Genomic DNA, 25,627 nt, shown 5'->3' on the forward strand with positions numbered 1-25,627 from the left:
GGGCTGGTATTATGAGAAAACATCTACTTAGCTTTCCTCGCTGTCCATCAGAATGTTTTCCAGCGCTTCCCGATAATGCCCAGGCTCCTGCCAGAGCCCGCGTTGCTGGGCCTCCAGCAATCGCTCGGTCATTTCTCGCAAGGCATCAGGATTGTGTTGCTGGATGAATTCGCGGGTGGCCGGATCGAGCACATAGGCATCGGCCAACAGTGCATACTGATGGTCATCGATCAATGCTGTCGTGGCATCGAAGGCAAATAGATAATCCACCGTGGCCGCCAGTTCAAAGGCGCCTTTATATCCATGCCGCTTCACACCATCGATCCATTTGGGATTGGCAGCCCGGGAGCGAATAACGCGGTTGAGTTCTTCCTTGAGGGTACGGATGCGGGGCGACTCCGGCTGGCTGTGGTCGCCGTGATAGGACGCTACCGCTTCACCCTGCAATGTCTCCGCAGCGGCTAGCATGCCACCCTGAAACTGATAATAGTCGTCCGAATCCAGTAGATCGTGCTCACGGTTATCCTGGTTGTGCAGCACAGCCTGTAAATGGCCGAGCCGCTCGACGAAGCGCTCCCGTGCAGGCGTGCCTGGGTCATCTGCGCCATAGGCGTAGCCGCCCCAATTAAGGTATACCTCCGCCAGATCATCGCGAGATTGCCACTGACGCTCATCGATCGGGCCTTGCAGACCCGCCCCATAGGCGCCGGGCTTGGAACCAAATACCCGCCAGCCAGCTTGGCGCCGCGCCTCGTCAGTCGCCAGCCCCTTCGCTTCGAGGACACGTTGCTCCTCACGGACCCGGGCGGCCAATGGATTCATATCGTCCGGCTCGTCCAGCGCGGCCACCGCCTGCACCGCGGCATCAAATAGCCTAATCAGGTTGGCGAAGGCATCACGGAAAAAACCCGAAACCCGCAACGTGACGTCTACACGCGGCCGGTCCAGGATTGTCAAAGGCAGGATCTCGAAATCACTGACACGCTGGCTACCCGCCTGCCAGACGGGGCGCACGCCCAGCAATGCCATGGCCTGGGCGATATCGTCGCCACCTGTTCGCATGGTAGCGGTTCCCCAAACGGACAGCCCCAATTGCCGCAGGTAATCGCCATGATCCTGCAAATGACGCTCCAGCAAGAAGTTGGCTGATTGCCAACCGATTCGCCATGCCGTTTGGGTTGGCAGGTTGCGGACGTCTACCGAATAGAAATTGCGGCCCGTAGGCAACACATCCAGACGGCCTCGACTGGGTGCTCCGCTGGCACCTGCCGGGACGAACCGTCCTGCCAGTGCGCTGGTAATGCCCTCGATCTCCGCCGGACCGCAGGCGTCAAGAAGCGGTGCTATATGGCTTTTGAGCTGGGCCAGCACCAGCCCCGCATAGGGCCACTGCGCCTCATTCAACTCACCGCCCAGTGCCTGCTCAATCAGTCGACCGGCTAGTAATTCCAGGCGCTCACGCGTGTCACCGGCGATACGCCAAGGCTCCGTACTGACTGCCCGTAACGCTTCAGGGTGCGGCCCAGGCCAGGGCTCTCCCAACGCAGCATCAAGGGGATCAATATTCAGGCTCAGGTCTTTAGCCAATGCCTGAAGCAGGCTGGCATTACCGCCCTGCCCGTTACCGCGGGGAATACGAACCAACGCCAGCAGGGTATCAAGCCGCAGGCGCTCCTGCGGAGACTCACCAAAGATATGGAGCCCGTCGCGTATTTGCGATTCCTTCAGCTCGCACAGGTAGGCGTCTACCTTGGGTAACCAGTCTTCGGGTGCTTCGGTATCCGAAAGTTTCAGCTCCTGGTCCAGACTGGAGCGGCGTAACAGCTGTGCGATATCGCCTTGCAGCTCGCGGGCGCGACGCGGATCAAGCAGTTGCGCTTCATAGAACTCATCGGCAAGCCGCTCAAGATCGCGCAAAGGCCCATAGCTCTCGGCGCGCGTCAGCGGAGGCATCAGATGATCGATGATAACCGCCTGGGTACGACGCTTGGCCTGCGCCCCTTCGCCCGGATCATTGACAATGAAAGGATAAATGTTGGGCGTTGGGCCAAGCACGGCATCTGGCCAACAGGTTTCAGACAGACCAACACCCTTCCCTGGAAGCCACTCAAGGTTGCCATGCTTGCCGACATGCACCAGCGCATGGGCGCGATAGACGTGCCTCAGCCAAAAATAGAACGCCAGATACCCATGCGGCGGCACAAGGTCCGGATCGTGGTAAACCGCACCGGGATCAAGGTGATAGCCCCGCGCCGGCTGGATACCTACAAACGTCAGTCCGAACCGCAGCCCGGCAACCATCATGCGGCCGCAGCGAAACATGGGGTCCTGCTCGGGATCGCCCCAGCGTTCCCGCACCGCGTCCTGGTTCACCTGCGGCAATTCGGCGAAAAAGCGCAGGTAGTCCTCCAACCCCAGGCTTTGATGGCATGGCCGTAGATCCAGGCTTCCCAGATCATTCGTCACGCCGCCCAGTAGAGAGTGGACCAGGGCCGTTCCGCTCTCGGGCAGGCCTTCGACCGGATACCCTTCGGTCTCCAGCGCTTTGAGAATATTGAGTGCAGCGGCAGGCGTATCCAGCCCTACACCATTACCAATCCGGCCGTCCCGGGTCGGGTAATTGGCCAGGATCAAGGCGGTACGCTTTTCACTATTTGGCAATCGAGCCAACATGATCCAGCGCCGAGCCAGTTCAGCCACAAACGCCATTCGCTCATGAACGGGCTGATAACACACCACATCGCTCTGGCTGCGCTCATCTCGCCAGGCCAGGCCCTTAAAACTGACGGGGCGCGTGATGATCCGCCCATCCAGTTCCGGTAAGGCAATGTGCATCGCCAGGTCGCGTGGACCAAGCCCTTGGGCGTTCTCCCGCCATCCCGGTTCGTTATCCTGGGCACAAATAGCCTGCAGTACCGGCACATCGCGACGAAACGGGCGGAGATGAGGGGAATCCGGGTTGGACTGGGCAAAACCTGTCGTATTGATGATCAGCTCGGTCTCTGTCGCCTCCAGCAGTGCCTCGACCTCAGCAAGGCACTCCGGCTCCTTGAGACTGGCTACGGCAACAGGTAACGGATTAATCCCTTGAGCTATCAATGCTTCGCAGAACGTATCGATGAACCCTGTATTGGCCGCTTGTAGATGACTGCGGTAGAACAACAGGGCTGCTACCGGCCCATTCTCCTGCCAACGCTGCTGCCACGAGCCCAGCGCCTTATCTTTATCACGCTCTGGCGCATACACCGCAACACGCGGTAGCGGCTGAGGCTCGACCCACATCGTCTCACGTCCAAACCATCGCTGGCCGATGAAGCGATACAGCATGCGGGCATTATCCATGCCGCCCTGTCGCAGGTACTGCCAGATCCGCTCGGCATCCTCAACGGAAGAGTTACCCAACGCCATTAGCTCAGGATCGGGTTTGTCATCTCCGGGTACAAGAATCAGCCTGGCACCTTGTGCGGCCAGCTGGGCCAATTGATCTACACCGTAGCGCCAGTACGCCGCCCCGCCCAGCAACGAGACAATGATGACCTTGGCATGCTGAAGCACCTCATCGACATACAGATCAACCGAGGCGTGATTCATCAGCTGCATGGGGTTGGCCAGGCGCAGGCTTGGAAAGTCCTCAGGCAGCCCGCGCGCCGCTTCGGCCAGCAGCGCTAGATGAGAATCGGCACTGCACAGGATCACCAGGTCGCCCGGGGTCTGTGCAAGATGAGCGATTCCGTCGTCGGGAGTAAAGCCGCCGGGCTGAGTCCTGAGGAGATGCATCGTATTAAGCCAGTACGCTGCGGAGTTCAGCGCTGATGGCAGCCTGATCCAGATCCTGGCCAATCACGACCAGACGTGTCTGCCGAACCTCATCCGCCTTCCAGGCACGATCGAAGTGCTTGTCGAAGCGGGTACCTACCCCTTGCACCAGCAGGCGCATCGGCTTGGCCTTGATGGCGACGAAGCCCTTGATACGCAGGATGCCGTGGCGCTGCACCAGCCCGGTCAATGCGTCCAGCAAGACACTCTCCTCTACCTCTGGCAGATCGACCGCAAACGAGTCGAATTCGTCATGATCATGCTCCTCATGAGGCTCATGGTCGTGATGCGTCTTTCGCGCGTCGATATGCAGCTCGGCCTCGGCATTCAGCCCCAGCAGGACAGACAACGGCAGCTGCCCATTGCTCGCTTCGATGATTTTCACGGACGCTGGCAATTCGCTCTCGATCTGGCTACGCACGGCCGCCAGGGCCATTTGAGGCATCTGGTCGACCTTGTTCAGGATGACCAGATCGGCGCTTGCCAGTTGATCCTCGAACAGCTCATGCAGTGGGGACTCGTGATCCAGGTTGGGGTCCAGCTGACGCTGGGCATCGACTTTTTCGGGATAGGCCGCAAACGTACCCAGGGCAACCGCCGGGCTATCCACCACGGTGACAACGGCATCCACGGTGCATGCATTACGGATTTCCGGCCACTGGAAGGCTTGTACGAGCGGCTTGGGCAGCGCCAGGCCAGACGTCTCGATCAGGATGTGGTCGATATCGGCACGTCGGGCCACCAGGTCGCGCATCACCGGAAAGAACTCTTCCTGCACGGTACAGCACAGACAGCCGTTAGCCAGCTCGAATACCCGGCCTGCGGCTTCTTCTTCGGTACATCCGATGCTGCACTGCTTCAGGATTTCACCGTCGATACCCAGCTCACCGAATTCATTCACAATGACGGCGATGCGCCGCCCTTGGGCATTTTCCAGAATATGGCGCAGCAATGTGGTTTTGCCGGCGCCGAGAAAGCCGGTAATGATTGTGACAGGAATCTTGGCCAAGGTTTTCATGAGCTGCCTTATGAAAAAGGGACAGGCAGGCATGACGAAGACGCGCTCATACGCAGTCCAGACGCCACACCGGATCACCCCGCCCGGTTGTCGGAAAGAATACGGCTCACACGTGCAGCCGCATTCTGAAATGTGTTCAAGGCAGGTCTCCTGGCTCACGGCAACGCTTCTCGCCTTCCCGCCCAAGAGCAGTGGCTTCCTGAAAAGCATCGATTAAACAACCGTTTACAGTTGCGGGGGCAGCTGCGGTCTCGCACCGCATTCCCTCTTAGCTTTGGTCATGTGCCAAAGCACCCTGAAGGCGCAAAGGCTACGAGCGACACTCTGGAGTGTCAATCGATGAAGTTGACGCTTCGCCCGTGTTCGTGGTCTGCTTGCGCCTGATTTCAGGTGTCGCCACGCGGTTCGTGGCGGTGAAACGGGAAGCCGGTTCAAGTCCGGCACTGCCCCCGCAACGGTACGTGAGTGTAGATCGATATCCACTGTGCTCGGCTGTAGAGCATGGGAAGGCCGATCTTGCAGGCGTTGGAGCCCCTTGCTCCACCCCCTTCACAAGTCCGGAGACCGGCCTGATTGACGATTGAGCAACCCGCGGTGGGCGGGCGCAGCTGAATGGCGTGGCGCGCAAGCGACCGCGCCTTCGTGCGTTCCCTCATCCTCGCCACACTCCTAGGAGGGAATCCATGAATAGCCAATCCCTGTCTCATGTGCCTACGGCATCCGGCACCCTGACTCAACGCCTGACTGCCGCCGCCCTGGCGTGCGTGTTGGGAGCAGGCCTGGTCTTTCTAGCCGGCTTCTCACACATCGACGCCCTTCATAATGGCGCTCATGACACCCGTCATAGTGAAGGCTTCCCCTGCCATTGAGGCTGTGACATGTACAAACGGATTGCCTTTACAGCCAGCTTTGCCGGACTACTGGCGGCACTGCTCCTGAGCGTGCTGCAGGGTCTTTGGATCACGCCGCTTATCCTGGAAGCCGAAACCTATGAGGTAGCGGGTGAAGCGCACGCGCATGCCGCTGACACGCCTGCTCACCACCATGACGACGAGGCCTGGGCGCCTGAAGACGGCTGGCAACGAACGCTTTCGACACTCGGCGGCAACCTGGTCGTTGCGGTTGGATTCAGCCTGATATTGGCAGGCCTGTTTACGCTACGAGCCCCGCGCCACGCCTGGCATGGCTTTCTTTGGGGCGCTACCGGCTATCTGACCTTTTGTCTTGCGCCCTCCCTGGGGCTGCCACCGGAACTGCCCGGCACCGCAGCGGCTGAACTGACCGCACGGCAAGGCTGGTGGATCGGCACCGCGGCTGCCACAGCCTGCGCCCTGGCCCTGCTATTTTTCACCCGCCATAGGGTGTTGCGTCTGGCCGCATTGGCCCTTTTGGCGCTGCCCCATATAATTGGCGCACCACAACCTGCCGAACAGGCAAGCCTGGCCCCTGAATCCCTGCAGCAACATTTCCAGTTGGCAGCACTTGTTTCCAATGCCGTTTTCTGGATTGTGCTGGGCTGGCTGAGCGCCTGGTTCTACACCCGTGATACAGCTGAGAACACCTGATGACTTTAAGTAACAGCGCACCCGCCATTCTCGTCGTGGGGCATGGCACTCGCAGCAGGCCGGGCGTCGAAGAGTTCTTCCGCCTCGCCGAACACCTCAAGAGCCGCTTTCCAGATCGTCTGTGCACCACAGGCTTTCTCGAATTCGCCCGCCCGACCATTGCTGAAGGCCTTAACAAGCTGATCGCAGAAGGTGCTCGTAACATTACCGCCATTCCTGGCATGCTGATGGCCGCCGGCCATGCCAAGAATGATATTCCCAGCGAACTCAACGAGTTCATGGCCGCGAACCCGGAAGTCAAGATCACCTACGGAGTGGAACTGGGCGTCAACGCCAAGATGATGCGCGCTGCACGCGATCGTATCGAGGCGGCCGAAGCGCAGTTTGGCGATGATTACCGTCGCGATGAAACCCTTCTGGTCGTTGTCGGGCGAGGCGCGTCCGATGCTGACGCCAACTCCAACATCACCAAGATCACGCGCTTCCTGTGGGAAGGCATGGGCTTCGCCTGGGCCGAGACCTGCTATTCCGGCGTAACCAAGCCGCTAGTAGCCGACGCGCTGCCTGTCGTGCATCGCCTGGGCTACCGCAATGTCATCGTATTCCCCTACTTCCTTTTCACAGGACGCCTGATCGATCGCATCTATGCAGACGTAGATGCCTATGCCGAGGCGCATCCCGAGGTACGGGTTGTCAAGGCCGGTTATCTCAACGACCATCCCTTGGTCATCGAGGCGTTGGTGGACAAACTCCATGAAACCGAGGAAGGCACTGGCAACATGAACTGCCAGCTTTGCCATTACCGCGAGCAGATCATCGGCTTCGAAGACCGTGTCGGTGCTCCCCAGTTCGGACACCACCACCATGTGCGCGGTATTGGCACCGATGCCGATCATGACCACCACCATCATCACCATCATGGTCATGAACATGGCCACAGTCATGATCATGCTCTGTCACCTGCCCAGGCAGCGCCGCTCAAAGGTGTTCAGAAACTGACCCCGGCGGATTGATTGCATGCCCTTCGATTATCAGCGCGACCCGGAGGCCATCGAGCGTCAGTCCTTTGAACAGATCAGGACATTGACCGACCTCAGCCGCTTTGACCCTGACCAGGCGCAGATTGCCATGCGCCTGGTACACACCTGTGGCGAACCGGAGATTGTGGAAGCGCTGCACTTCAGCCCACATGCCATGGAAGCCGGTCTTGCCGCCGTGGAGGCGCAGGCCTCTATCCTCTGTGATGTCGAAATGGTCAGGCACGGCCTGACCCGACGCCTGTTCGGTGAACGTCCCTTATGCTTTCTGAATGACGAGCGCGTCCCGGCACTGGCAAAAGCAACGGGTGAAACGCGCAGCATGGTGGCGCTGTCGCTGTGGGAGCCCTATCTGCCCGGCAGCATTGTAGTCATTGGCAACGCCCCGACAGCCCTGTTCAGACTGCTTGAGCACTTGGAATCGGGTGGCCCCAGGCCCGCCCTTGTCATCGGGATGCCGGTTGGATTCATTGGTGCAGCAGAATCCAAGGATGCGCTCATGGCTCATGGGCAAGCACTCGGCATCGAGTGGATAGCACTCAGTGGCCGACGGGGCGGCAGCGCGTTGGCCGCCGCTACGCTCAATGCACTGGCACGTGTGCAGCAAGGGATACGCTGGTGAGCGAACGAACCTGGAATGGCCCTACGCTGGAAGTCATCGGCCTTGGGCTCTCAGGCGAAGCCCTTTCGGCCGAAGCGCGGCAGGCACTGGACTCGGCTGAGCTGGTCATTGGTGCACCGCGTCATTTCGAAGCGCTCGAGCAGCAAGGCCTCGATGTTCCTCGCCGAGCCTATTTTCCAAGCCCGTTTTCAGCGCTCTGGTCGCTTCTGGCAGAGCACTCCGGCCAGCGCATCGTCCTGCTTGCCTCTGGCGACCCGCTTTTTTATGGCCTTGGCGGACATCTGCGCAAGCACCTCACCGCTGAAAAGCTTCGCTTTTATCCGGCAGTGTCCAGTATCCAGGCCGCCTTTGCCCGGATCGGCCAACCCTGGCAAGAGGCTGAAGTGGTCAGCCTGCATGGTCGTCCCCTTTCCAGTCTGCGCGCCGCCCTGAAGGTCAACCGCTGGTTTGCAACGCTCACCGATGCCCACAGCCATCCTGCCGCGATCGCAGACGAGCTGGTTGCCGGAGGCTTTGGTGATTCCACCGTTTGGGTAGCAGAAAACCTGGGCACCCATGAGGAACGTGTGTCCGCTCATACGGCCAGCCTTCTCAGTGAGTCGACTGAAGTCTTTTCTCCCTTGAACGTCGTGATCTTCAGGACTCAAGGTGCAGGTGGCGTACTGCCTGAATTCCCGGGCATCACCGACGCCGCGTTCAGCACAGACGGTGACGAAGCAGGCAGAGGTCTGCTGACCAAGCGCGAGGTACGGCTGTGTGTTCTTTCGCTGCTTGAGCCCCGTGCAGGTGATATCGGCTGGGATATTGGTGCAGGGTGTGGTGGCGTAGCGGTGGAATGGGCCCGATGGAACCCCTATGGGCAGGTTCATGCCCTGGAGTATCACGCCGAGCGACTCACCCATCTTGCTACGAACCGTGACCGCTTCGGCGTCGTCAAGAATCTGCATATTCATGAAGGCCGTGCGCCTGAGCATATCGCTAAACTGCCATCGCCGACCGTCGTATTTGTAGGCGGTGGCGGCCGTGATCTGGCTGCGATTCTTGAAGCATGCTGGGCTCGACTCCCGTCAGGAGGACGCCTGATTGCCAGTGTCGTCACCGAGGATGCGCGTATGGCTTTGCATGGCTTTTCACAAATTGAGCCTGCCCAGGACGACGAATGGATCCAGTTGGCCGTTTCCAGAGGCGACCGTCTCGCCGGTCAACGCCTCATGCGCCCGCACCTGCCTGTACTTCTTTTCAAGCGAATCAAACCATGACTGGTACACTTTATGGCATCGGTGTCGGCCCCGGCGACCCCGAACTGCTTACCTTCAAGGCTGCCCGCCTGATCCGGCAGTGTCCGGTAGTAGCCTATATTGCCAATCAGCAAGGTGCCTCCCAGGCGCGGGTCATCGCCCAGGAACATCTGATCGATCAGCTGGAGCTGCCTATCTACATGCCGTTCGAGCGTCAGCGCGATGCGGCGCTCTCTGTCTATGATCAAGCTGCTGCCGATATTGCCCACCGGCTTGAGCATGGACAGGATGTGGCGGTTCTATGCGAAGGCGATCCTCTACTGTTCGGCAGCTTCATCTATCTACATGATCGGCTGGGCGAGCGGTTTCCCTGCCAGATTGTGCCGGGCATCAGTTCGATCATGGCCGCCGCCGCTGCAGCGCGTCACCCGCTGACGCGACTCGAACAAAGCCTGCGCATCCTGCCCGCTACTGCCGGCCCGGAGCGGCTGGCCAGCGCCCTGCATGAGCCCGGACCGCTCGTGATCATGAAACCCGGCCGCCAGTATGGTGAAATCCTGCGCTTGCTGCGACGTACCGGACGTGACGCTGATAGCGTTTATGTCGAATACGCCAGCCGTGACACACAGCGGATCATTCGATGCCATGAAGCGATGCCTGATGGAGAACAAGGCCCCTACTTTGCCTTGTTCCTAATCGGGGCACAGCCATGCTGACCATCGTCAGTCTGACGGATGCCGGTGCTGCGCTCGCTCAACGCTTGCAGTTACTGGATCGAAGTGCCGAGTGGCTGCATCGTCCTCAGCCTTTTATCGAAATCGTACAGCAACGCTTCCAGGCCGGACATCGGCTGGCATTGATCTGCGCCAGCGGTATCGCCGTACGCACCCTGGCGCCAGTGTTGCAAGACAAGTACCGCGACCCGCCGGTGCTGGTGTTGGATGAAGCCGGTCGGTTCATCATTCCCCTGCTGTCCGGCCATGAAGGCGGCGCCAACGCCTGGGCGCAGGAATGGGCGGAGCAGCTGCAGGCTCAATGCGTTATCACCAGTGCCCGGCGCTACACCCGTCCTCTCTACATTGCTGGCCTGGGATGCGAGCGAGGCTGCCCGGAATCAGTACTGCATACACTGATGACAGAAACCCTGGCTGCCCATTCGCTGACCGTAGCCGACATCAATGGCTTCGCCAGCATCGCATTGAAACACGACGAAGTCGGCATGCTGGCATTGGCTGAAACATTAAATGTACCTATTCGGTTTTTCGAGGCCGACACGCTCAACCGGTACGAAAACCAGCTCACTCAACGCTCCGCTATCGTTTTTCGCGAAACGGGCTGCTATGGCGTGGCAGAGGCAGCGGCCCTTGCAATGGCCGAGCAGGTAACGGGCGGTCCGGCCGAGCTGATCATTCCCAAACACAAGAACGCCCGTGCGACCTTTGCTCTTGCACGCGCCTATCAGGATCCTTCATGACTGGACGTTTAGTTATCATCGGTACCGGCCCAGGCGGGCTGGAGCACTTGAGCCCCGCTGCCAGCCGCGCGCTGGAAGGCGCTACAGACCTGGTTGCCTACCCGCTCTACGTCGACCTGCTCGGCGAGATCGTGGCCGGCAAGGCACGTCACGATAGCCCGCTGGGTGATGAAATCGGCCGTGCCCGCCGCTCCCTGGAGCTGGCCGCCGAAGGCCGAAGCGTGGCGCTGATTTCCAGTGGAGATGCAGGCATCTATGCCATGGCGACTCTGGTGTTCGAGCTATTGGAGCACGAGGCGCTGCCCGCCTGGCACGAGGTGGAGATTGCCGTAGTGCCCGGCATTTCAGCCCTGCAAGCCTGCGCCAGCCGTGTGGGCGCCCCACTTGCCCACGATTTCTGCACTATCTCGCTTTCAGACTTGCTCACTCCTTGGGAAACCATCGAGACACGCATCCGTGCGGCAGGCCTGGGAGATTTTGTGGTGGCCTTCTACAACCCGGTCTCCCAAAAGCGTACCTGGCAGTTGGCACGTGCCCGTGAGCTGTTACTGGAAAAACGCCCAGCAGACACGCCTGTCATTATCGGTCGCAACGTCACCCGGGCAACAGAGCAGATCACTGTCACTACACTAGGCGAACTGGACCCAGCTCAGGTCGATATGCTGACCATTGTGCTGGTGGGCAACAGCGAAACCCGCCGAGTTGGCCAATGGGTATACACGCCCCGCGGCTATGCTAAAAAACTGGGAGCCGATGCATGACGGTTTATTTCATCGGCGCCGGTCCTGGCGACCCCGAGCTGATCACCATCAAAGGCCAGCGACTGATTCACAGCTGCCCGGTCATTCTCTATGCAGGCTCCCTGGTCCCTGAGGCTGTTCTCCAAGGCAACACAGCCGAACAGGTCATCAATACTGCCGAGCTTCATCTGGCGGAAATCATGACGCTGATCGAAGCTGCCCACGCCAAGGGCCAGGATGTAGCACGCGTGCATTCAGGCGACCCGTCACTCTATGGCGCAATTGGCGAACAGATTCGCCGTTTACGTGAGCTGGACATTCCGTTCGAAGTGATACCGGGCGTCACAGCCACGTCTGCTTGCGCTGCCTTGCTCGGTACAGAACTGACGCTCCCGGATATCTCTCAAACCATTATTCTCACGCGCTATGCAGGCAAGACAACTATGCCCGAGGGTGAGCAACTGCCGGACCTTGCTAGGCATGGCGCAACCCTTGCCATACACCTGGGAATCAACCGACTGCACAAGATTGTCGAGGACCTGATCCCGCACTATGGCGCCGATTGCCCGGTGGCTGTGGTGCACCGAGCTACCTGGCCGGATCAGGACTGGGTAATGGGTACGCTGGAAGACATCCTGGCTAAAGTTCGGGCCAAAGGCTTCCACCGCACGGCGCTGATTCTTGTCGGGCGCGTGCTGGCACCAGATGATTTTTCCGAATCCTTTCTTTACCGGGAGGACAAGGCTCATGTATATCGTCCGGCATACAAGCGTCGCAAGAAAGCCAGCGAGGAGCCGCCTGCATGAGACCGTTCACCTGCCCGTTCGTCCATTCCAAACCTGACGCACTCATGTCAGTGGTGGGCTGAAGGACGACTCAACGCCCATGCGCGAGGAATCTCCCGAGCGTAAAGGTCCGCTGCGCAGCGGCTTTACAACAGGCAGCTGCGCCACGGCCACAAGCCTGGCAGCGGCACGCCTGCTCTTGCGTGGCGAAACCTGTGATGCCTTGACCATCGACCTGCCCAAGGGCGGGAAAACCCTTCTGCTTCGCATCGAGCATTGCGAGCGTAGTGCTACAGGTGCCACCGCCTCGATCATCAAGGATGCTGGAGATGACCCGGACGTTACCCATGGCGCACGGGTTTTCGCTCAGGTCGAGCTGACAGCCGAACCCGGTATTACCTTTCTAGCAGGTCCTGGTGTTGGCACAGTAACCCGACCAGGTCTGGTACTGGAGGTTGGTGAACCCGCGATCAACCCGGTACCCCGGCAGATGATGCGCCACCATCTGGAGCGGCTCGCCCTTGAGGCTGGCTACCCTGGCGGGTTCCAAGTGACTATCGGCGTTGAAAGCGGTGAGGTATTGGCGCAAAAGACCATGAATGCCCGCCTGGGCATCCTGGGAGGGCTGTCGATTCTGGGTACCAGCGGCATCGTTCGTCCCTTTTCCTGCGCAGCCTATATCGCCTCAATTCAGCAGGCTATTGATGTTGCCCACGCCAATGGGGAGTCTCACCTGGCTGCGTGTACCGGCAATGCCAGCGAGGCGGCCATGCGGACCCACTTCGGCCTGCCTGAAATTGCCTTGATCGAGATGGGAGATTTTGTCGGCGCAGTCTTAAAACACACCAAGCGCGTGTCGGTGCCACGACTGTCTCTCTGCGGCGGTTTTGGCAAGATCAGCAAATTGGCAGCCGGACACATGGATCTCCACAGCCGTAGCTCCAGCATAGACCTGCCCTGGCTGGCTGAGCAGGCGGCAGCTCTCGGCGCAGGCGCCACCTTGCAAGCGGCTATTGCTTCCTGCACTACCAGTCAACAGGCGCTCAAGCTTTCCCATGAGGCCGGTTTCCTCCTGGCTGACCATATCTGCCGACTCGCTCGTAATGTGGCGCTCAGTAAACTGCCCGCTGCCACGGCACTGGACGTTTTTGCCATCGACCGCGCCGGCAATCTGATGGGAAGCGCGTCTTGAAGAAAATTCTGCTGCTGGGCGGCACTCGCGAAGGTCTGCGCCTTGCCTATCAGCTTCCCGCTGATGCCATCTATAGCCTGGCTGGCCTGGGTCAGATACCCGATGACTTACCCTGCCGCTGCCACGTGGGTGGCTTTGGCGGTATCGATGGGCTGGTTCGTTTCATTCATGAACAACGAATTGATTTGCTGCTCGATCTAACCCATCCGTACGCTGAACAGATCAGCCGACATGCTCAGAAAGCCGCTAGACAAACAGGTACCCCATATTGGGTGCTGCATCGTCCGGCCTGGCATCCTTACGCGGGTGATGACTGGCGGGAATGGCATCACTGGCCCGAGCTGACGGCCCAGCTTTATCCCTTTGCCCGCGTCCTGATGGCGCTCGGACGAGAGCCTCTAACCCATATCGATGAGATACCCCGTCACCAGCGCTGGTGGGTTCGCTGCCTGGTCACTTCGGAGCAGACTCGTTCCAACGTTACGCTCCTGAACGCACGAGGGCCATTCCAGATAGAAGACGAATACACCTTGTTGAAAGATCAAGAGATCGAGGTGATTGTATGCAAGAACAGCGGCAGCAGCGCCACCGAGGCTAAACTGATCGCTGCGCGCGACTTGAAAATTCCTGTCCTGATGCGTGCTCGCCCCCCATTGCCACAGGCGGACCAGACATTTACTGCAATCGATTCCCTGATGACGGCGCTAGGCCTAGGCCGGTAGTCAGGACTGAGCAATATCTGCATCGGCAACAGGCGCGTCTTCGCCTCGGGCCCGTACATGAATCGCTGCAAAAGGCTCGTTCTGTACCAACTCGATCAGCGATTCCTTTACCAACTCCAAGATAGCCATGAATGTCACCACCACACCTAAACGGCCTTCTTCGACAGTAAACAAGGCAATAAAGGGTACGAACTGCCCCCCCTTGAGGCGTTCGAGCACATCGCTCATGCGCTCACGAGTCGATAAGACTTCCCGTGATACCTGATGGCTCTCGAAGAGATCCGCCCGCTGCATAACCTCACTCATGGCCAGCATCAGCTCGTTTAGACCGACATCCGGCAGGAGCTTGCGCGCCTTGGCGTCAGGTGCCGGTAAAGTGGGTACGGTAATGTCACGCCCTACCCGAGGCAAAGTATCTATATCCTCAGCAGCTTTTTTGAAGCGCTCGTACTCCTGCAACCGGCGAATCAATTCAGCTCGAGGGTCATCCTCTTCCTCTTCTACCTCCGAAGAGCGAGGCAGCAACATGCGCGACTTGATCTCCGCCAGCATGGCTGCCATGACCAGATACTCTGCAGCAAGCTCCAGACGAACCGATTTCATGAGTTCGACATAACCCATGTACTGCCGCGTGATCTCGGCCACTGGAATATCAAGAATATCGATATTCTGTTTGCGGATCAGGTAAAGCAGCAGGTCAAGCGGTCCCTCAAAGGCTTCGAGGAAGACCTCCAGCGCATCTGGCGGGATATACAAGTCCTGTGGCAGCTCGGTAAAAGCCTGCCCGTAAACCAGCGGTACTGCCGCCTCTATGCGTGCCGAAGGCTCGTTCACGTCAGGACTGCCTGGCTCGCTCATGCACGCTCACGCTCAAACGGCTCTGGATCACCAGCACCAACACGTAGAACTTCCGGCTCGCTGTCGGTCAGGCTGATCACCGTAGAGGGCTCAAGTCCCCCCATTCCACCATCAATGATCAGGTCAACGAGATGGTCCAGCTGGTCTCTCATCTCATAAGGGTCGGATAGCGACTCTTTCTCGCCGGGCATGATAAGGCTGACACTCATCAGCGGCTCCCCCAGCTCTTCCAGAAGCGCCTGAGTGATGGGATGTTCGGGCACCCGCACACCAATGGTACGTCGCTTGGGATGCAGCAGAATGCGTGGCACCTCACGGGTGGCGTTGAGAATAAAGGTATAAGGTCCTGGCGTATGCGCCTTGATCAGTCGAAAGGTGCTCGTGTCGACCTTGGCATACAAACCAAGCTCGGAAAGATCGCGGCATACCAGAGTGAAGTTGTGCTTATCGTCCAGCTGGCGAATTCGCCGGATGCGTTCTACGGCATTTTTCTCACCGATCCGACAGCCCAATGCATAAGACGAGTCGGTGGGATAAGCGATCACGCCGCCGCTTTGAATGATATCCACGGCTTGACGGATCAGCCTCGGCTGGGGATTTTCCGGATGTATCTCGATGTACTGGCTCACGTTGGCTCCTGACTGGCTGGGTAGATGGCATGACCGAACCGTGCCCACAGCGGAGGTAGGTCTTCAGGGACCGGGCGGTACATGCCCAGGTCAGACCAGTCACTCGGTGTATGGAAATCACTTCCGGCACTAACCATCAGACCGAACTCACGCGCCAGAATTGCCAACATGCCAACCTGTTCGGCTGGCTGGACCCCATTGACCACTTCCAGGGCATGCCCGCCGGCCATGATGAAGTCACCGATCAGCTTGCGCCGTTTAGTCCGTGTAAAGTCATAAGCCAATGGATGAGCCAGACTGATCCACGCCTTGGCCGCACGCAGGGTTGTGACTGTTTCCTCCAGGGTCGGCCAGTGCTGCTTGACATCACCGATCTTGCCTCCGCCCAGCCATTTGCGGAATGCTTCGCCCCTGTCCTTCACATAGCCTGCCTGCACTAGAAACTCAGCGAAATGAGGGCGGGAAGGCGCATTACGGCTATCACCCAGCGCCTGCTGAATAGCCTGAGCGCCTTCAAGCGCCCCCGGCATGCCCTTGGCAGCCAAACGTCGATCAATTTCTTCGGCCCGCGCCCAACGCCCCGTGTAAAGGGCCTCCAGTGCCTGCTTCAGGTCTGGAGAGTCGCTGTCAAAGCCGTAGCCCAATACATGGATGGTTGCGCCGCCCCAGGTACAGGAGAGCTCAACGCCTGTCAGTAACGTCAATCCCAGCTTATCGGCCGTCTGTCGCGCCTCGGCAAATCCTTCCAGGGTGTCATGATCGGTCAGGGCCAGTAACCGAACGCCCCGCTCATAGGCGCGTGCAACCACCTCGGCCGGGGCCAATGTCCCATCGGAAGCCGTACTGTGGCAGTGCAGATCGACACGCATCCTGGTTCCTCGTCTTGATTCGTCTGTTATTATGCCCGGATGTCTTGGCTCCGGCTGCTTAAATGAAACAACTTATCGATTTCATCCCCCTGCTTCTGTTCTTCATCGTCTTCAAGCTTGAACCTCGAACCGTCGAGTTCGCAGGTCATGCCTTCTCACTGGGCGGCATCTTTAGTGCAACAGCGGTTCTGATCATTGCGTCAGTCATCGTCTATGGCATCCTTTTCATCCAGCAGCGACATCTGGAGAAAGGCCAATGGCTGACGCTGGTGGCCTGTCTGGTGTTTGGTGGCATGACCCTGGCGTTCCACAGCGAAACCTTCCTGAAATGGAAAGCGCCTGTGGTCAACTGGCTGTTTGCCCTGGCCTTCATCGGCAGTCATTTCATTGGTGACAAACCGCTGATCGAACGGATGCTGGGCCATGCCATGACCCTGCCCCATGCGATCTGGGTACGCCTCAACATTGCCTGGATCATCTTCTTCTTGGTCTGCGGCTTTGCCAATTTGTTCGTCGCCTTTACGTTCGAGAGCATCTGGGTGGACTTCAAGGTGTTTGGCAGCCTGGGCATGACGCTGCTCTTCATGATTGGTCAGGGCATTTACCTGTCCAGGCATTTGCATGACAGCGACTCCAAGAAATCCTAGAACCGCTGAAGTCTTCATACAGCTGCCGGCCTGTCATACGTCGGTAGCCTGCTTCCGGTTCCCGACGAGCCTAACGTAATGAGCCAAATTCTTCTGATCGATGACGATCGTGAGCTTTGCGATCTGCTAAGTGCCTGGTTGCAGCAGGAAGGATTCGAAGTGCGCGCCAGCCACGATGGCTTGACTGCACGCCAGGAACTGGCTGCCCACACTCCTTCTGCAGTAGTACTGGATGTCATGCTGCCTGATGGAAGTGGTCTGGAGCTGCTCAAGCAGCTACGCAGCGACTACCCCGAGCTACCTGTCGTGATGCTGTCCGGCCGTGGCGAACCCCTGGATCGCATCCTGGGCCTGGAGCTGGGCGCGGATGACTATCTGGCCAAACCCTGCGACCCGCGAGAGCTGACTGCGCGCCTGCGCGCCGTTCTACGCCGCAGCCACCCGGCGCAGCCCGCAGCCCGTTTACAGCTGGGCGATCTGTCGTTGAGCGTTGCCCGAGGCGTCGCCAACATCGGCGAGCACGAGGTCAACCTGACACTTACCGAGAGCCGCATTCTGGAAGCCCTGCTTCGCCAACCCAGTGACCCTCTGGATAAACAGGCTCTGGCCCAAATTGCCCTGGGACGTAAGCTTACGCTTTACGATCGCAGCCTCGACATGCATGTCAGCAATCTGCGCAAGAAACTGGGTGCCCATGCGGATGGCAGACCCCGCATCATGGCCATTAGAGGCCGCGGCTATTACTACAGTGAATAGCCGGCACGGTACTGACACAGTTTACTGACTGCGTATTTACCCAAGCTTTACCTTGATTGACGGCGCCTGACCTTGCCTCCGCTAAAGTGGACTCATCCGGTCGATACCGGCTCTCAAAAAGGAGAACCTTATGCGCAAGATGATTCCCGCCCTGCTGTTCGCTTCCCTGCTGCCTACTTTATCTTTTGCAGCGCCTGCGCCAGCCGATGACATGCCGCCGCCCCCGCCCGGCATGCATATGGACGGTCCCAAGGGACATCGCGACATGATGGGCGGCCCGTTCCGGGAACTTGATCTGACGCCTGAGCAGCACCGTACTATCGGTAAGCTGATGGGTCAGGAGATGCACGATCGCCAGGACATCATTCACAAGTACCTGGACAAGTTGCCAGAAAAAGAGCGTCAGGCCATGAAGGATGAGCTCAAGGCCAACCGCGAAAAGACGCAGAAGACCATTCGCGATCAGCTCACGCCTGATCAGCGCAAAAAGTTCGACGAGCTGGCCAAGAAGCAGGAACAGCGCAAAGCGGAATGGGCTGAGTTCCAGCAGTGGAAGAAAGAACACAAATCCAATTGATGCCTAAAACTGCCCAGCCCAGCTGGGCAGTTTTCCATCCAAACCAGGGTTCCACATGGTATTGAGAACATTGTTCTGGCGAATATTCGGTACCTTCTGGCTGGCAATCCTGTCGGCAGTCGGCCTGACCATGCTCCTGGGGCATATTCTCGATCAGGATTCCTGGATCCTTTCCCGCCATCCCGGCCTTCAACAGCTGCCCGCCAAGTGGGTCGAGCGCTACGAGCATGAAGGCGAAGACGCGGCCCAACGATTGCTCGAACACCGCAAGCGCCGCTTTGGCGTCGATATACAGGTACTGGGCGAGAACGGGGCGCCACTGGTGCCCGGCACCCTCCCTCCGCATGTCATGGAAATGGAAAAACGCGGTCCCAGAAGACCGCCGCCCTGGCGCCGGATTACTACGGAATATACCAGCAGCGAAAGCGGGCGCAGTTACCTGTTCATTTACCATATCCCACTGCCCGAGCTGAACGCCTGGCGGCGCGATTCAGTGCTCTTCCCTATCAGTGTATTGGTCATTGCCTTTGTAGTTCTGACGCTGTTCAGTCTGCTGTTAACGCTGGCGATTACCCGACCCTTGAACCGCCTGCGCAGCGCTGTGCATGATCTGGGACGTACGGCCTATCAGCAGGACAGCCTTGCCAAGCTCTCTCGGCGAAGAGACGAGTTTGGTTTACTGGCGCTGGACTTCAACCGAATGGGCGACCGCCTGCAAAGTCTCATAGTCAGCCAGCGTCAACTGCTTCGAGACGTCTCTCACGAGTTACGCTCGCCTCTTGCCCGACTTCGCATTGCCCTTGCGCTGGCCGAGCGCGCGCCCCTTGAAGATCGCGCCGCCATGTGGCCCAGGCTGGAACAGGAATGCAATCGTCTGGAAACGCTGATCGGTGAGATCCTGGCGCTGGCCCGCCTGGACGGCGAATCTGGCGACAGGGCAGACATCCCTCTGAATGCACTCATCGAACACCTGTGCGATGACGCTCAGCTGACCGCACCCGAGCAGCGGATCGAGGTAAATGTACCCGCTACCCTGATGCTGCACGGATGGCCTGACCTGCTCGAACGCGCCATCGATAACCTGATCCGTAATGCACTGCGCTTCAATCCACCTGAAACGCCTCTGGAAATTACAGCCCACCAGACCGGGGGAACACTGACTATCGCAGTGCGTGATCACGGAACAGGGGTGGCGAATGAAGACCTACCACGGTTGGGCGAACCCTTCTATCGTGCGGCCAACCAGACGAGTCAGGGTTACGGCCTGGGCCTGGCCATCGCTCGGCGCGCGGTCGAGCGACATGGGGGAAAGCTCGTGTTCGCCAACCATCCCGAGGGTGGGTTCGTCGCCACACTGGAGCTTCCCGCAAGCCTGATTACACCGGCCAAGTCTTGACGAATTGCTTCGTTTCCAACGCTACCGGCTTGCGCGGAGTAACGTCCGGCGTCCCCAGGTAAATGAAACCGACGATTTCCTCGTGAGCACCAATGCCCAGCCCTTCGCGTACGACAGGATCATGCGTAAGATCACCGGAGCGCCATATAGCGCCTAACCCCATGGCATAAGCCGCCAGTTCCAGAGCATGAGCCGCACACCCTGCTGCCAGGATCTGCTCCTGCGCAGGTACTTTGGGGTGCTCTTGAATGCAGGCCACAGCCACCACCAGCAAAGGCGCACGCATAGGCATGTTGCGCGCCTTGGCCAAGGCTTCGGGCGGGCTCTCTGGGCGTTGAGCCAGAACCGCCCTTGAAAACAACTCGCCCAGCGCCTGGCGCCCTTCCCCCTGAATCATCAGGAAGCGCCAGGGGCGCAACTGCTTATGATCGGGCGCCCTTAACGCGGCAGCAAAGAGGGTTTCCAACTGCTCTGCCGTAGGGGCAGGCTCGGTCAAGCGAGCAACGGAAACGCGGTTGAGCAGCACATCGAGTGCATCCATGAACACCTCTTTTCATCGAAACGATCGTTGTTGTACAGACCGGCTGAATTGTGCCATTACTCCATGCCAAACTTCTGCTCATCGGTAACAAGTAAAGACTTTGGACGAGAATAACGACCTCAGATAAGATCGCGCTCGCCAGCGACGCTATTCTGGCACAGCTCTTTGCAAGACTTTTGAGGGTTACTATGGCATCACTTTTTCTTCCAGATGGTTCGATTCTATGAAGTTTCTGACCCATCGACACGCCAACAGCCCATCCGAGTACCTAGGCGAATACTACTCTCGCGCATTGGCCTATCTTGCCCTGGCAGCCACCATTGCCGCAGGCGCCTATGCCCACCACTTCGCATACAACATTTTGTGGCTGGTGCCTTACACGCTGCTGTATCCCCATGTGGCTCAACAGGTCAGCATACGCTTCCGCCGCAACCGCAACCAGGAAACCGACCTGATCCTGCTGTTCATCGATTCGGTGCATGCGGGTATCAGCATTCTGCTGCTGGGCTTTTCGCTGGTACCCAGCTTCATGGTCCTGCTGCTATTGACGTTTACCTCCCTGTTGATGGGAGGGGGCCGCTATGCTGCTATTGCATTGCTGACAGCCTTCAGCGCTCTACTGGCGACCAGTGCGGTCGCGCTGGAGCACATCGAACCGCACACACCGCTTCTGGTTACCTTTGTCAGTATCGTAGGCACCAGTCTGCACCTCTGCATGACAGCGTACTTCATGTATGAACAGCGACTTCGCCTGCGTCAGGCGCAGGAAGAGCTCAAGCTTGAACATGAAAAAGCTGCGAACCTGGCCCACAATCTTTCTAAATACCTGCCTTCTCAAGTATGGGAGTCGATCTTTACCGGTAAAAAGAACGTCATCCTGGAGACCCAGCGTAAAAAGCTCACCGTGTTCTTTTCCGACATCAAAGGGTTTACGGAGCTGTCCGAAGAGCTTGAAGCCGAAGCGCTGACGGACATGCTCAACAACTACCTCAACGAGATGTCGAAAATTGCCATCAAGTACGGTGGTACGATCGACAAATTCGTAGGGGACTGCGTCATGGTGTTCTTTGGTGATCCCAATACCCAAGGTGCGAAGAAGGACGCGGTTGCAGCGGTATCCATGGCCATCGCCATGCGCAAGCATATGAAAGTTCTCAGGCAGCAGTGGCGTAGCCAGGGCATTACCAAGCCTCTGGAAATCCGAATGGGCCTCAATACGGGTTACTGCACGGTCGGTAACTTCGGTGCCAGCACACGGATGGACTACACGATCATCGGCCGTGAAGTAAACCTTGCCAGCCGACTTGAAAGTGCGGCCGATGCCGGGGAAATTCTGATCAGCCATGAAACCTACTCGTTGATCAAGGACGTCATCATGTGCCGGGATAAAAGCCAGATCAGCGTAAAGGGCTTCAGCCGTCCAGTTCAGATCTATCAGGTTGTGGACTTCCGCCGTGATCTGGGCGCTTCACCCAGTTACATGGAGCATGAAGCCCCAGGCTTTTCCATGTACCTGGATACCAATAGCATCCAGAATTATGACAAGGAAAAAGTCATCCAGGCCTTGCAGCAGGCTGCTGAAAAGCTGCGAGATAAAGTCATTCTCTGACTCAGGGGCAGCGCATTGCTGCCCCTCCTTTCCTACCGACTGATTCGGTACACCACCTCATCAAGCCGGATCACCCCCTGCCGGGCGAATTTGGCGTTTTCCGCCAGTACATCATTGCGCTCCAGACAGGTCAGCCCCCAAGCAGAGCCATACAAGGCATGGAGTTCGTGCTCCGACACTGAAAACGGTGGGCCCGCGCGCTGGTCCTGGTCATATTCAAGAGTTACGAGGAGTCCTTTCGCCTTGGCTGGCATAAGCCTGCCCATTTGCTTAACGTAAGAAGGTCTCATATTTTCCGGCAAGGCAATCAAGGCTGCCCGGTCATAGAAGCCAGCGCATGCCGCCACTTGCTCTGCGCCTACCTTGAAGAAATCACCTTGCACAATTTCATAAGGTCCCGCCTTGTAGAGCACCAGATCACCGCGCTTTTCCTGCATAGGACTCAGCCCCTGCTCGGCAAAGAATGACTCGACCGCCACCTGGGAGAGCTCAATGCCCACGACCTGATAGCCCTGCTCTGCCAGCCAGACCATATCCAGTGTTTTTCCACAAAGCGGAACCAGTACGCGCGACCCGGCAGCTAGCTCCAGTGACGCCCAGTTTCGTGTGAGATAAGCACTGACTTCAGGCACGTGAAAACCGATCTCGTTGCGCTCCCACTTGGATATCCAGAATGCTGCTTCCACATGACCTCCTTGCTGATAACTAGACAGTAGGCATCCAACACCCGAAAACAAAAGCCCCGGCACAAGGCCAGGGCTTTTTGCAGATCACACTGCTTAGTCTTCGCGATAACGACGCAGACGCAGCGGCTTGCCACCTACACGCGTATCTTTCAGACGACTCAGCAGCCCTTCGAGTCCCTCTTCCGGCAACTCGATCAGGCTGAAGGATTCACGGATCTGAATACGACCAATCGCCTCGCGTTGAACGCCACCCTCATTAAGGATAGCACCCAGCAGGTTTTTGGCAGCGATGCCATCACGTGCACCAAGGGCTGTACGGCAACGTACGCGACCCTCCGGCAGTGGCGCCATTGGACGACGATCACGTGGCTCGCCACGCTCACTGCGACCACCACTGCTCTGACGCTCGCCACGATCGGAGCGAGGCGCCGGTGTCAGCGGCTGCTCACGGCGAACCGTGTCGATATCCAGCGCACGGCCAGCAGTCAGCTTGGCCAATACCGCAGCGGCCAATGTTGTCGGATCACACTGCAGACGCTCGCACAGCTCGTCACGCAGCGCACCGCGGTTTTCTTCTGCGTCCGCGAGTAGCGCACCCAGACTGTCCGCCAGGCGGGAAATGCGGGCTTCCAGTACCGCTTCGGCATCGGGCAGGCGAATCTCGCCAACCTTCTGACCTGTTACACGCTCGATGACCTGCAGCATGCGACGCTCACGCGGCGTTACTAGCAGCAGCGCACGACCTTCACGACCGGCACGACCTGTACGACCGATACGGTGTACGTAGGACTCTGGGTCATAGGGCATGTCGATGTTCAGTACGTGCGTGATACGAGACACGTCCAGACCCCGCGCAGCAACGTCTGTTGCAACCACGATGTCCAGCGATCCGTCCTTGAGCGACTCGATCACTTTTTCTCGCTGAGCCTGGGGCATGTCGCCGTTCAAGGCACTGACGCGATAGCCTTGACGCTCGAGCATTTCAGCCATGTCCAGCGTGGCTTGCTTGGTACGCACGAAAGCAATCAGGGCATCGAAGTTTTCCACTTCCAGCAGACGCAGCACGGAGGCTGGCTTCTGATCAGCGTGAACCATCAGGTGAGCCTGTTCGATACGGGCAACTGTCTGGGTCTTGGCTGCAATGCGGATGTGCTTGGGCTCTTTCAGATGACGCTCGGCGATCGCACGGATCGACGGCGGCAGCGTAGCGGAGAACAGCACGGTCTGACGCGACTCAGGCATCGCTTCGAAAATGAATTCGAGGTCGTCCATAAAGCCCAGCTTGAGCATTTCATCCGCCTCGTCGAGTACAAGACGTCCAACAGTGGACAGTATCTTGTCATCCCGACGAAGGTGATCACACAGGCGGCCTGGCGTAGCAACCAGAACCTGAGCGCCCAAACGCAGCGTGCGCAGTTGTGGGCCCATGGGCGCGCCACCGTATAAGGCAACGACCTTAACGCCCGGCATTTCTGTTGAGTAGGTTTCGCAGGCTGTTGCCACTTGCAGGGCCAGCTCACGGGTTGGCACCAATATCAGGACCTGTGGCTCACGGCGAGCAGGGTCGATACGAGACAGCAACGGAAGCGCAAAAGCGGCTGTCTTGCCAGTACCCGTTTGAGCCTGGCCGATCATGTCGTGGCCAGCCAGAATGACTGGAATCGACTGGGCCTGAATAGGAGAAGGTTCTTCGTAGCCAACGGACTTGATTGCCGCCAGTACGTTAGGATTAAGATCGAGAGCGGCGAAACCGCCGATTTCCTGGGTCATTGTCTTGCCTCTGTACATCGCAAAGACCCAAGACCTAGTGCTGCTAATTTCCGATAGACCGAAGTCACCCAGGCAGACGAGGTGAGGATTTGCGAATGAGTAAATTACGTGGTGTTACATCTGGAATAGTTCGCACTGCAAGGCTATGGCCGGTGCGAACCGGGAAAATGCAGTTCCTGAACGGAAAGGTCTGAAAAGACCGAGGCGTATCATACCGGAAAACTCAGGATTAGCCCAGCCTTTCTCAAAAATGCTTTCAAGGCTAAGTATTTAGCTCGCCGGACGAATCAGATCGACCAGATGGCCCAGTGAGTAACCAGTCTTCTCCTCCATGGCACCGACACGTACCGACAGTCCGCTCCGGTCCAGGGTTTGCTCGAAGCTGGCCGGTACCAGAATGATGACATTGCCCTCAGGCACCGGACACTCCCAATAGTGGTGCCTGAACATGCCACGCAGGAATGCAGATCCCAGGGGCTTGTCGTCGGTACTGCTCCACTGATTAATGATGAGCCAGCCACCAGGATTAAGACGGCTCTGGCAGCCTGTCAGAAACCCCCATGCCAAGTGAGCGGCTGAGGGGCCTACATCCGTATAGAGATCGACGAAAATCAGATCGGCTGGCTCGCAGCTGTCCAGCAGATCCATCGCATCGCCAATGCGGATATGCAGGCGCGGATCATCACCAAGACCGAAATACTGTCGAGCCAGCGGCGGTACCGCTTCGCGCAGCTCGATTGCCTCGACATCTTGCAATGGCAGATGGTCAAGGCAGGCACGCGTCAGTGTTCCGGCACCCAAGCCCATGAATACCGCCCGCCGTGGTTCAGGATGGCAAAGCGCGCCCATCAGCATGGCCCGGCCATACTCATATTCCAGCCAGCCGGGATTGGCAGTCGATACGCAACTCTGCTCGATTTCGTCTCCAAACTCGAGAAAGCGGTATTCCCCTGCTTCCACGACTCGAATACGACCATGTTCGTCGTGTACTTCCGCCAGTAACCGCTCCTGAGTATCCATGTCGACTCCTTTATACAGAGCACACCATCTTAGGCAGACTGATATAGCACGTCTATCAGC

The 25,627-nt window shown here is 58.3% G+C and carries 24 protein-coding genes, 1 pseudogene and 2 riboswitches; of the genes and pseudogenes, 16 read left to right on the forward strand and 9 right to left on the reverse strand.

Going from position 1 to position 25,627, the window contains the following annotated elements; genetic code table 11:
• Positions 1–27: 27 nt before the first annotated feature.
• The gene (gene cobN / locus JQR86_RS10740) at positions 28–3,777 is read right to left on the reverse strand and encodes a cobaltochelatase subunit CobN (protein WP_434153556.1); all 3,750 of its coding nucleotides are present in this window, start codon (positions 3,775–3,777) and stop codon (positions 28–30) included.
• Between the two features lie 4 nt (positions 3,778–3,781).
• Positions 3,782–4,834 (reverse strand): cobalamin biosynthesis protein CobW, encoded by a 1,053-nt coding sequence (cobW, locus tag JQR86_RS10745; protein ID WP_019365050.1) that lies wholly within the window; start codon positions 4,832–4,834, stop codon positions 3,782–3,784.
• Between the two features lie 123 nt (positions 4,835–4,957).
• A riboswitch (cobalamin riboswitch) is annotated at positions 4,958–5,147 on the reverse strand.
• A gap of 58 nt (positions 5,148–5,205) precedes the next feature.
• A riboswitch (cobalamin riboswitch) is annotated at positions 5,206–5,421 on the forward strand.
• A gap of 96 nt (positions 5,422–5,517) precedes the next feature.
• On the opposite strand from cobW, the gene JQR86_RS10750 reads away from it, so the two are divergent.
• The 11 genes from JQR86_RS10750 to JQR86_RS10800 all read left to right on the forward strand — a co-directional run bounded on the left by JQR86_RS10750 (position 5,518) and on the right by JQR86_RS10800 (position 14,209).
• Positions 5,518–5,703 (forward strand): CbtB domain-containing protein, encoded by a 186-nt coding sequence (locus JQR86_RS10750; RefSeq protein ID WP_019365051.1) that lies wholly within the window; start codon positions 5,518–5,520, stop codon positions 5,701–5,703.
• A gap of 9 nt (positions 5,704–5,712) precedes the next feature.
• Complete coding sequence (locus JQR86_RS10755) at positions 5,713–6,399, forward strand: CbtA family protein (protein ID WP_434153557.1); 687 nt, start codon at positions 5,713–5,715, stop codon at positions 6,397–6,399.
• Positions 6,399–7,412, forward strand: a complete 1,014-nt coding sequence (locus JQR86_RS10760; RefSeq protein ID WP_434153558.1) for a sirohydrochlorin chelatase — start codon at positions 6,399–6,401, stop codon at positions 7,410–7,412. The genes JQR86_RS10755 and JQR86_RS10760 overlap by 1 nt, the downstream gene beginning before the upstream one ends.
• A gap of 4 nt (positions 7,413–7,416) precedes the next feature.
• Positions 7,417–8,058: a precorrin-8X methylmutase gene (locus tag JQR86_RS10765; protein WP_150347560.1), complete on the forward strand. Its 642-nt coding sequence runs from the start codon at positions 7,417–7,419 to the stop codon at positions 8,056–8,058.
• Complete coding sequence (gene cbiE / locus JQR86_RS10770; RefSeq protein WP_434153560.1) at positions 8,055–9,317, forward strand: precorrin-6y C5,15-methyltransferase (decarboxylating) subunit CbiE; 1,263 nt, start codon at positions 8,055–8,057, stop codon at positions 9,315–9,317. Before JQR86_RS10765 ends, cbiE begins: the two co-directional genes overlap by 4 nt.
• Positions 9,314–10,012, forward strand: a complete 699-nt coding sequence (gene cobI / locus JQR86_RS10775) for a precorrin-2 C(20)-methyltransferase (RefSeq protein WP_010798046.1) — start codon at positions 9,314–9,316, stop codon at positions 10,010–10,012. The genes cbiE and cobI overlap by 4 nt, the downstream gene beginning before the upstream one ends.
• Positions 10,006–10,770 carry a cobalamin biosynthesis protein gene (locus tag JQR86_RS10780; RefSeq protein WP_434153561.1) on the forward strand — a complete coding sequence of 255 codons (765 nt, stop codon included), beginning with the start codon at positions 10,006–10,008 and terminating at the stop codon, positions 10,768–10,770. Before cobI ends, JQR86_RS10780 begins: the two co-directional genes overlap by 7 nt.
• Positions 10,767–11,531: a precorrin-3B C(17)-methyltransferase gene (cobJ, locus tag JQR86_RS10785; protein ID WP_122042739.1), complete on the forward strand. Its 765-nt coding sequence runs from the start codon at positions 10,767–10,769 to the stop codon at positions 11,529–11,531. Before JQR86_RS10780 ends, cobJ begins: the two co-directional genes overlap by 4 nt.
• On the forward strand, positions 11,528–12,316 hold the full coding sequence (gene cobM, locus JQR86_RS10790; protein ID WP_286788677.1) for a precorrin-4 C(11)-methyltransferase: 789 nt from the start codon (positions 11,528–11,530) through the stop codon (positions 12,314–12,316). Before cobJ ends, cobM begins: the two co-directional genes overlap by 4 nt.
• A gap of 79 nt (positions 12,317–12,395) precedes the next feature.
• Positions 12,396–13,487, forward strand: a complete 1,092-nt coding sequence (locus tag JQR86_RS10795) for a cobalt-precorrin-5B (C(1))-methyltransferase (RefSeq protein WP_434153562.1) — start codon at positions 12,396–12,398, stop codon at positions 13,485–13,487.
• Positions 13,484–14,209 carry a cobalt-precorrin-6A reductase gene (locus tag JQR86_RS10800; RefSeq protein ID WP_122042744.1) on the forward strand — a complete coding sequence of 242 codons (726 nt, stop codon included), beginning with the start codon at positions 13,484–13,486 and terminating at the stop codon, positions 14,207–14,209. Before JQR86_RS10795 ends, JQR86_RS10800 begins: the two co-directional genes overlap by 4 nt.
• Here the strand turns inward: JQR86_RS10800 and JQR86_RS10805 are convergent, their stop codons facing one another.
• The 3 genes from JQR86_RS10805 to JQR86_RS10815 form a co-directional block, all read right to left on the reverse strand.
• Complete coding sequence (locus JQR86_RS10805) at positions 14,210–14,944, reverse strand: segregation and condensation protein A (protein WP_434154889.1); 735 nt, start codon at positions 14,942–14,944, stop codon at positions 14,210–14,212.
• Positions 14,945–15,063: 119 nt separating this feature from the next.
• A complete protein-coding gene (locus JQR86_RS10810; protein ID WP_434153563.1) occupies positions 15,064–15,696 on the reverse strand; it encodes an L-threonylcarbamoyladenylate synthase in 633 nt (210 codons plus the stop codon).
• Positions 15,693–16,565 carry a PHP domain-containing protein gene (locus JQR86_RS10815; RefSeq protein WP_010798038.1) on the reverse strand — a complete coding sequence of 291 codons (873 nt, stop codon included), beginning with the start codon at positions 16,563–16,565 and terminating at the stop codon, positions 15,693–15,695. Before JQR86_RS10815 ends, JQR86_RS10810 begins: the two co-directional genes overlap by 4 nt.
• Before the next feature lie 62 nt (positions 16,566–16,627).
• Here JQR86_RS10815 and JQR86_RS10820 point away from each other — a divergent pair, with 62 nt between their 5' ends.
• From JQR86_RS10820 to JQR86_RS10835, 4 genes are all read left to right on the forward strand, one after another.
• Positions 16,628–17,212 carry a septation protein A gene (locus tag JQR86_RS10820; protein WP_407363220.1) on the forward strand — a complete coding sequence of 195 codons (585 nt, stop codon included), beginning with the start codon at positions 16,628–16,630 and terminating at the stop codon, positions 17,210–17,212.
• A gap of 78 nt (positions 17,213–17,290) precedes the next feature.
• A complete protein-coding gene (locus JQR86_RS10825) occupies positions 17,291–17,968 on the forward strand; it encodes a response regulator transcription factor (protein ID WP_407363219.1) in 678 nt (225 codons plus the stop codon).
• Positions 17,969–18,098: 130 nt separating this feature from the next.
• Positions 18,099–18,545, forward strand: coding sequence for a hypothetical protein (locus tag JQR86_RS10830; RefSeq protein WP_010798035.1), 447 nt, complete (start codon positions 18,099–18,101; stop codon positions 18,543–18,545).
• 61 nt (positions 18,546–18,606) lie between these two features.
• On the forward strand, positions 18,607–19,941 hold the full coding sequence (locus tag JQR86_RS10835) for a HAMP domain-containing sensor histidine kinase (RefSeq protein WP_407363370.1): 1,335 nt from the start codon (positions 18,607–18,609) through the stop codon (positions 19,939–19,941).
• On the opposite strand, the gene JQR86_RS10840 is transcribed toward JQR86_RS10835, so the two are convergent.
• Positions 19,922–20,482 (reverse strand): NAD(P)H nitroreductase, encoded by a 561-nt coding sequence (locus JQR86_RS10840; protein WP_407363218.1) that lies wholly within the window; start codon positions 20,480–20,482, stop codon positions 19,922–19,924. The two genes, JQR86_RS10835 and JQR86_RS10840, sit on opposite strands and share 20 nt — an antisense overlap.
• Before the next feature lie 223 nt (positions 20,483–20,705).
• On the opposite strand from JQR86_RS10840, the gene JQR86_RS10845 reads away from it, so the two are divergent.
• Positions 20,706–22,091 carry an adenylate/guanylate cyclase domain-containing protein gene (locus JQR86_RS10845; protein WP_010798032.1) on the forward strand — a complete coding sequence of 462 codons (1,386 nt, stop codon included), beginning with the start codon at positions 20,706–20,708 and terminating at the stop codon, positions 22,089–22,091.
• 32 nt (positions 22,092–22,123) lie between these two features.
• On the opposite strand, the gene JQR86_RS10850 is transcribed toward JQR86_RS10845, so the two are convergent.
• The 3 genes and pseudogenes from JQR86_RS10850 to JQR86_RS10860 all read right to left on the reverse strand — a co-directional run bounded on the left by JQR86_RS10850 (position 22,124) and on the right by JQR86_RS10860 (position 25,567).
• Complete coding sequence (locus JQR86_RS10850) at positions 22,124–22,777, reverse strand: thiopurine S-methyltransferase (protein WP_019365068.1); 654 nt, start codon at positions 22,775–22,777, stop codon at positions 22,124–22,126.
• Between the two features lie 93 nt (positions 22,778–22,870).
• A pseudogene (locus tag JQR86_RS10855) lies at positions 22,871–24,578 on the reverse strand (DEAD/DEAH box helicase).
• 239 nt (positions 24,579–24,817) lie between these two features.
• On the reverse strand, positions 24,818–25,567 hold the full coding sequence (locus tag JQR86_RS10860; protein ID WP_010798029.1) for a spermidine synthase: 750 nt from the start codon (positions 25,565–25,567) through the stop codon (positions 24,818–24,820).
• Positions 25,568–25,627 lie beyond the last annotated feature (60 nt).

It is taken from the genome of Pseudomonas sp. JZ134, assembly GCF_051027695.1.
Classification (GTDB): Bacteria; Pseudomonadota; Gammaproteobacteria; order Pseudomonadales; family Pseudomonadaceae; genus Chryseomonas; species Chryseomonas luteola.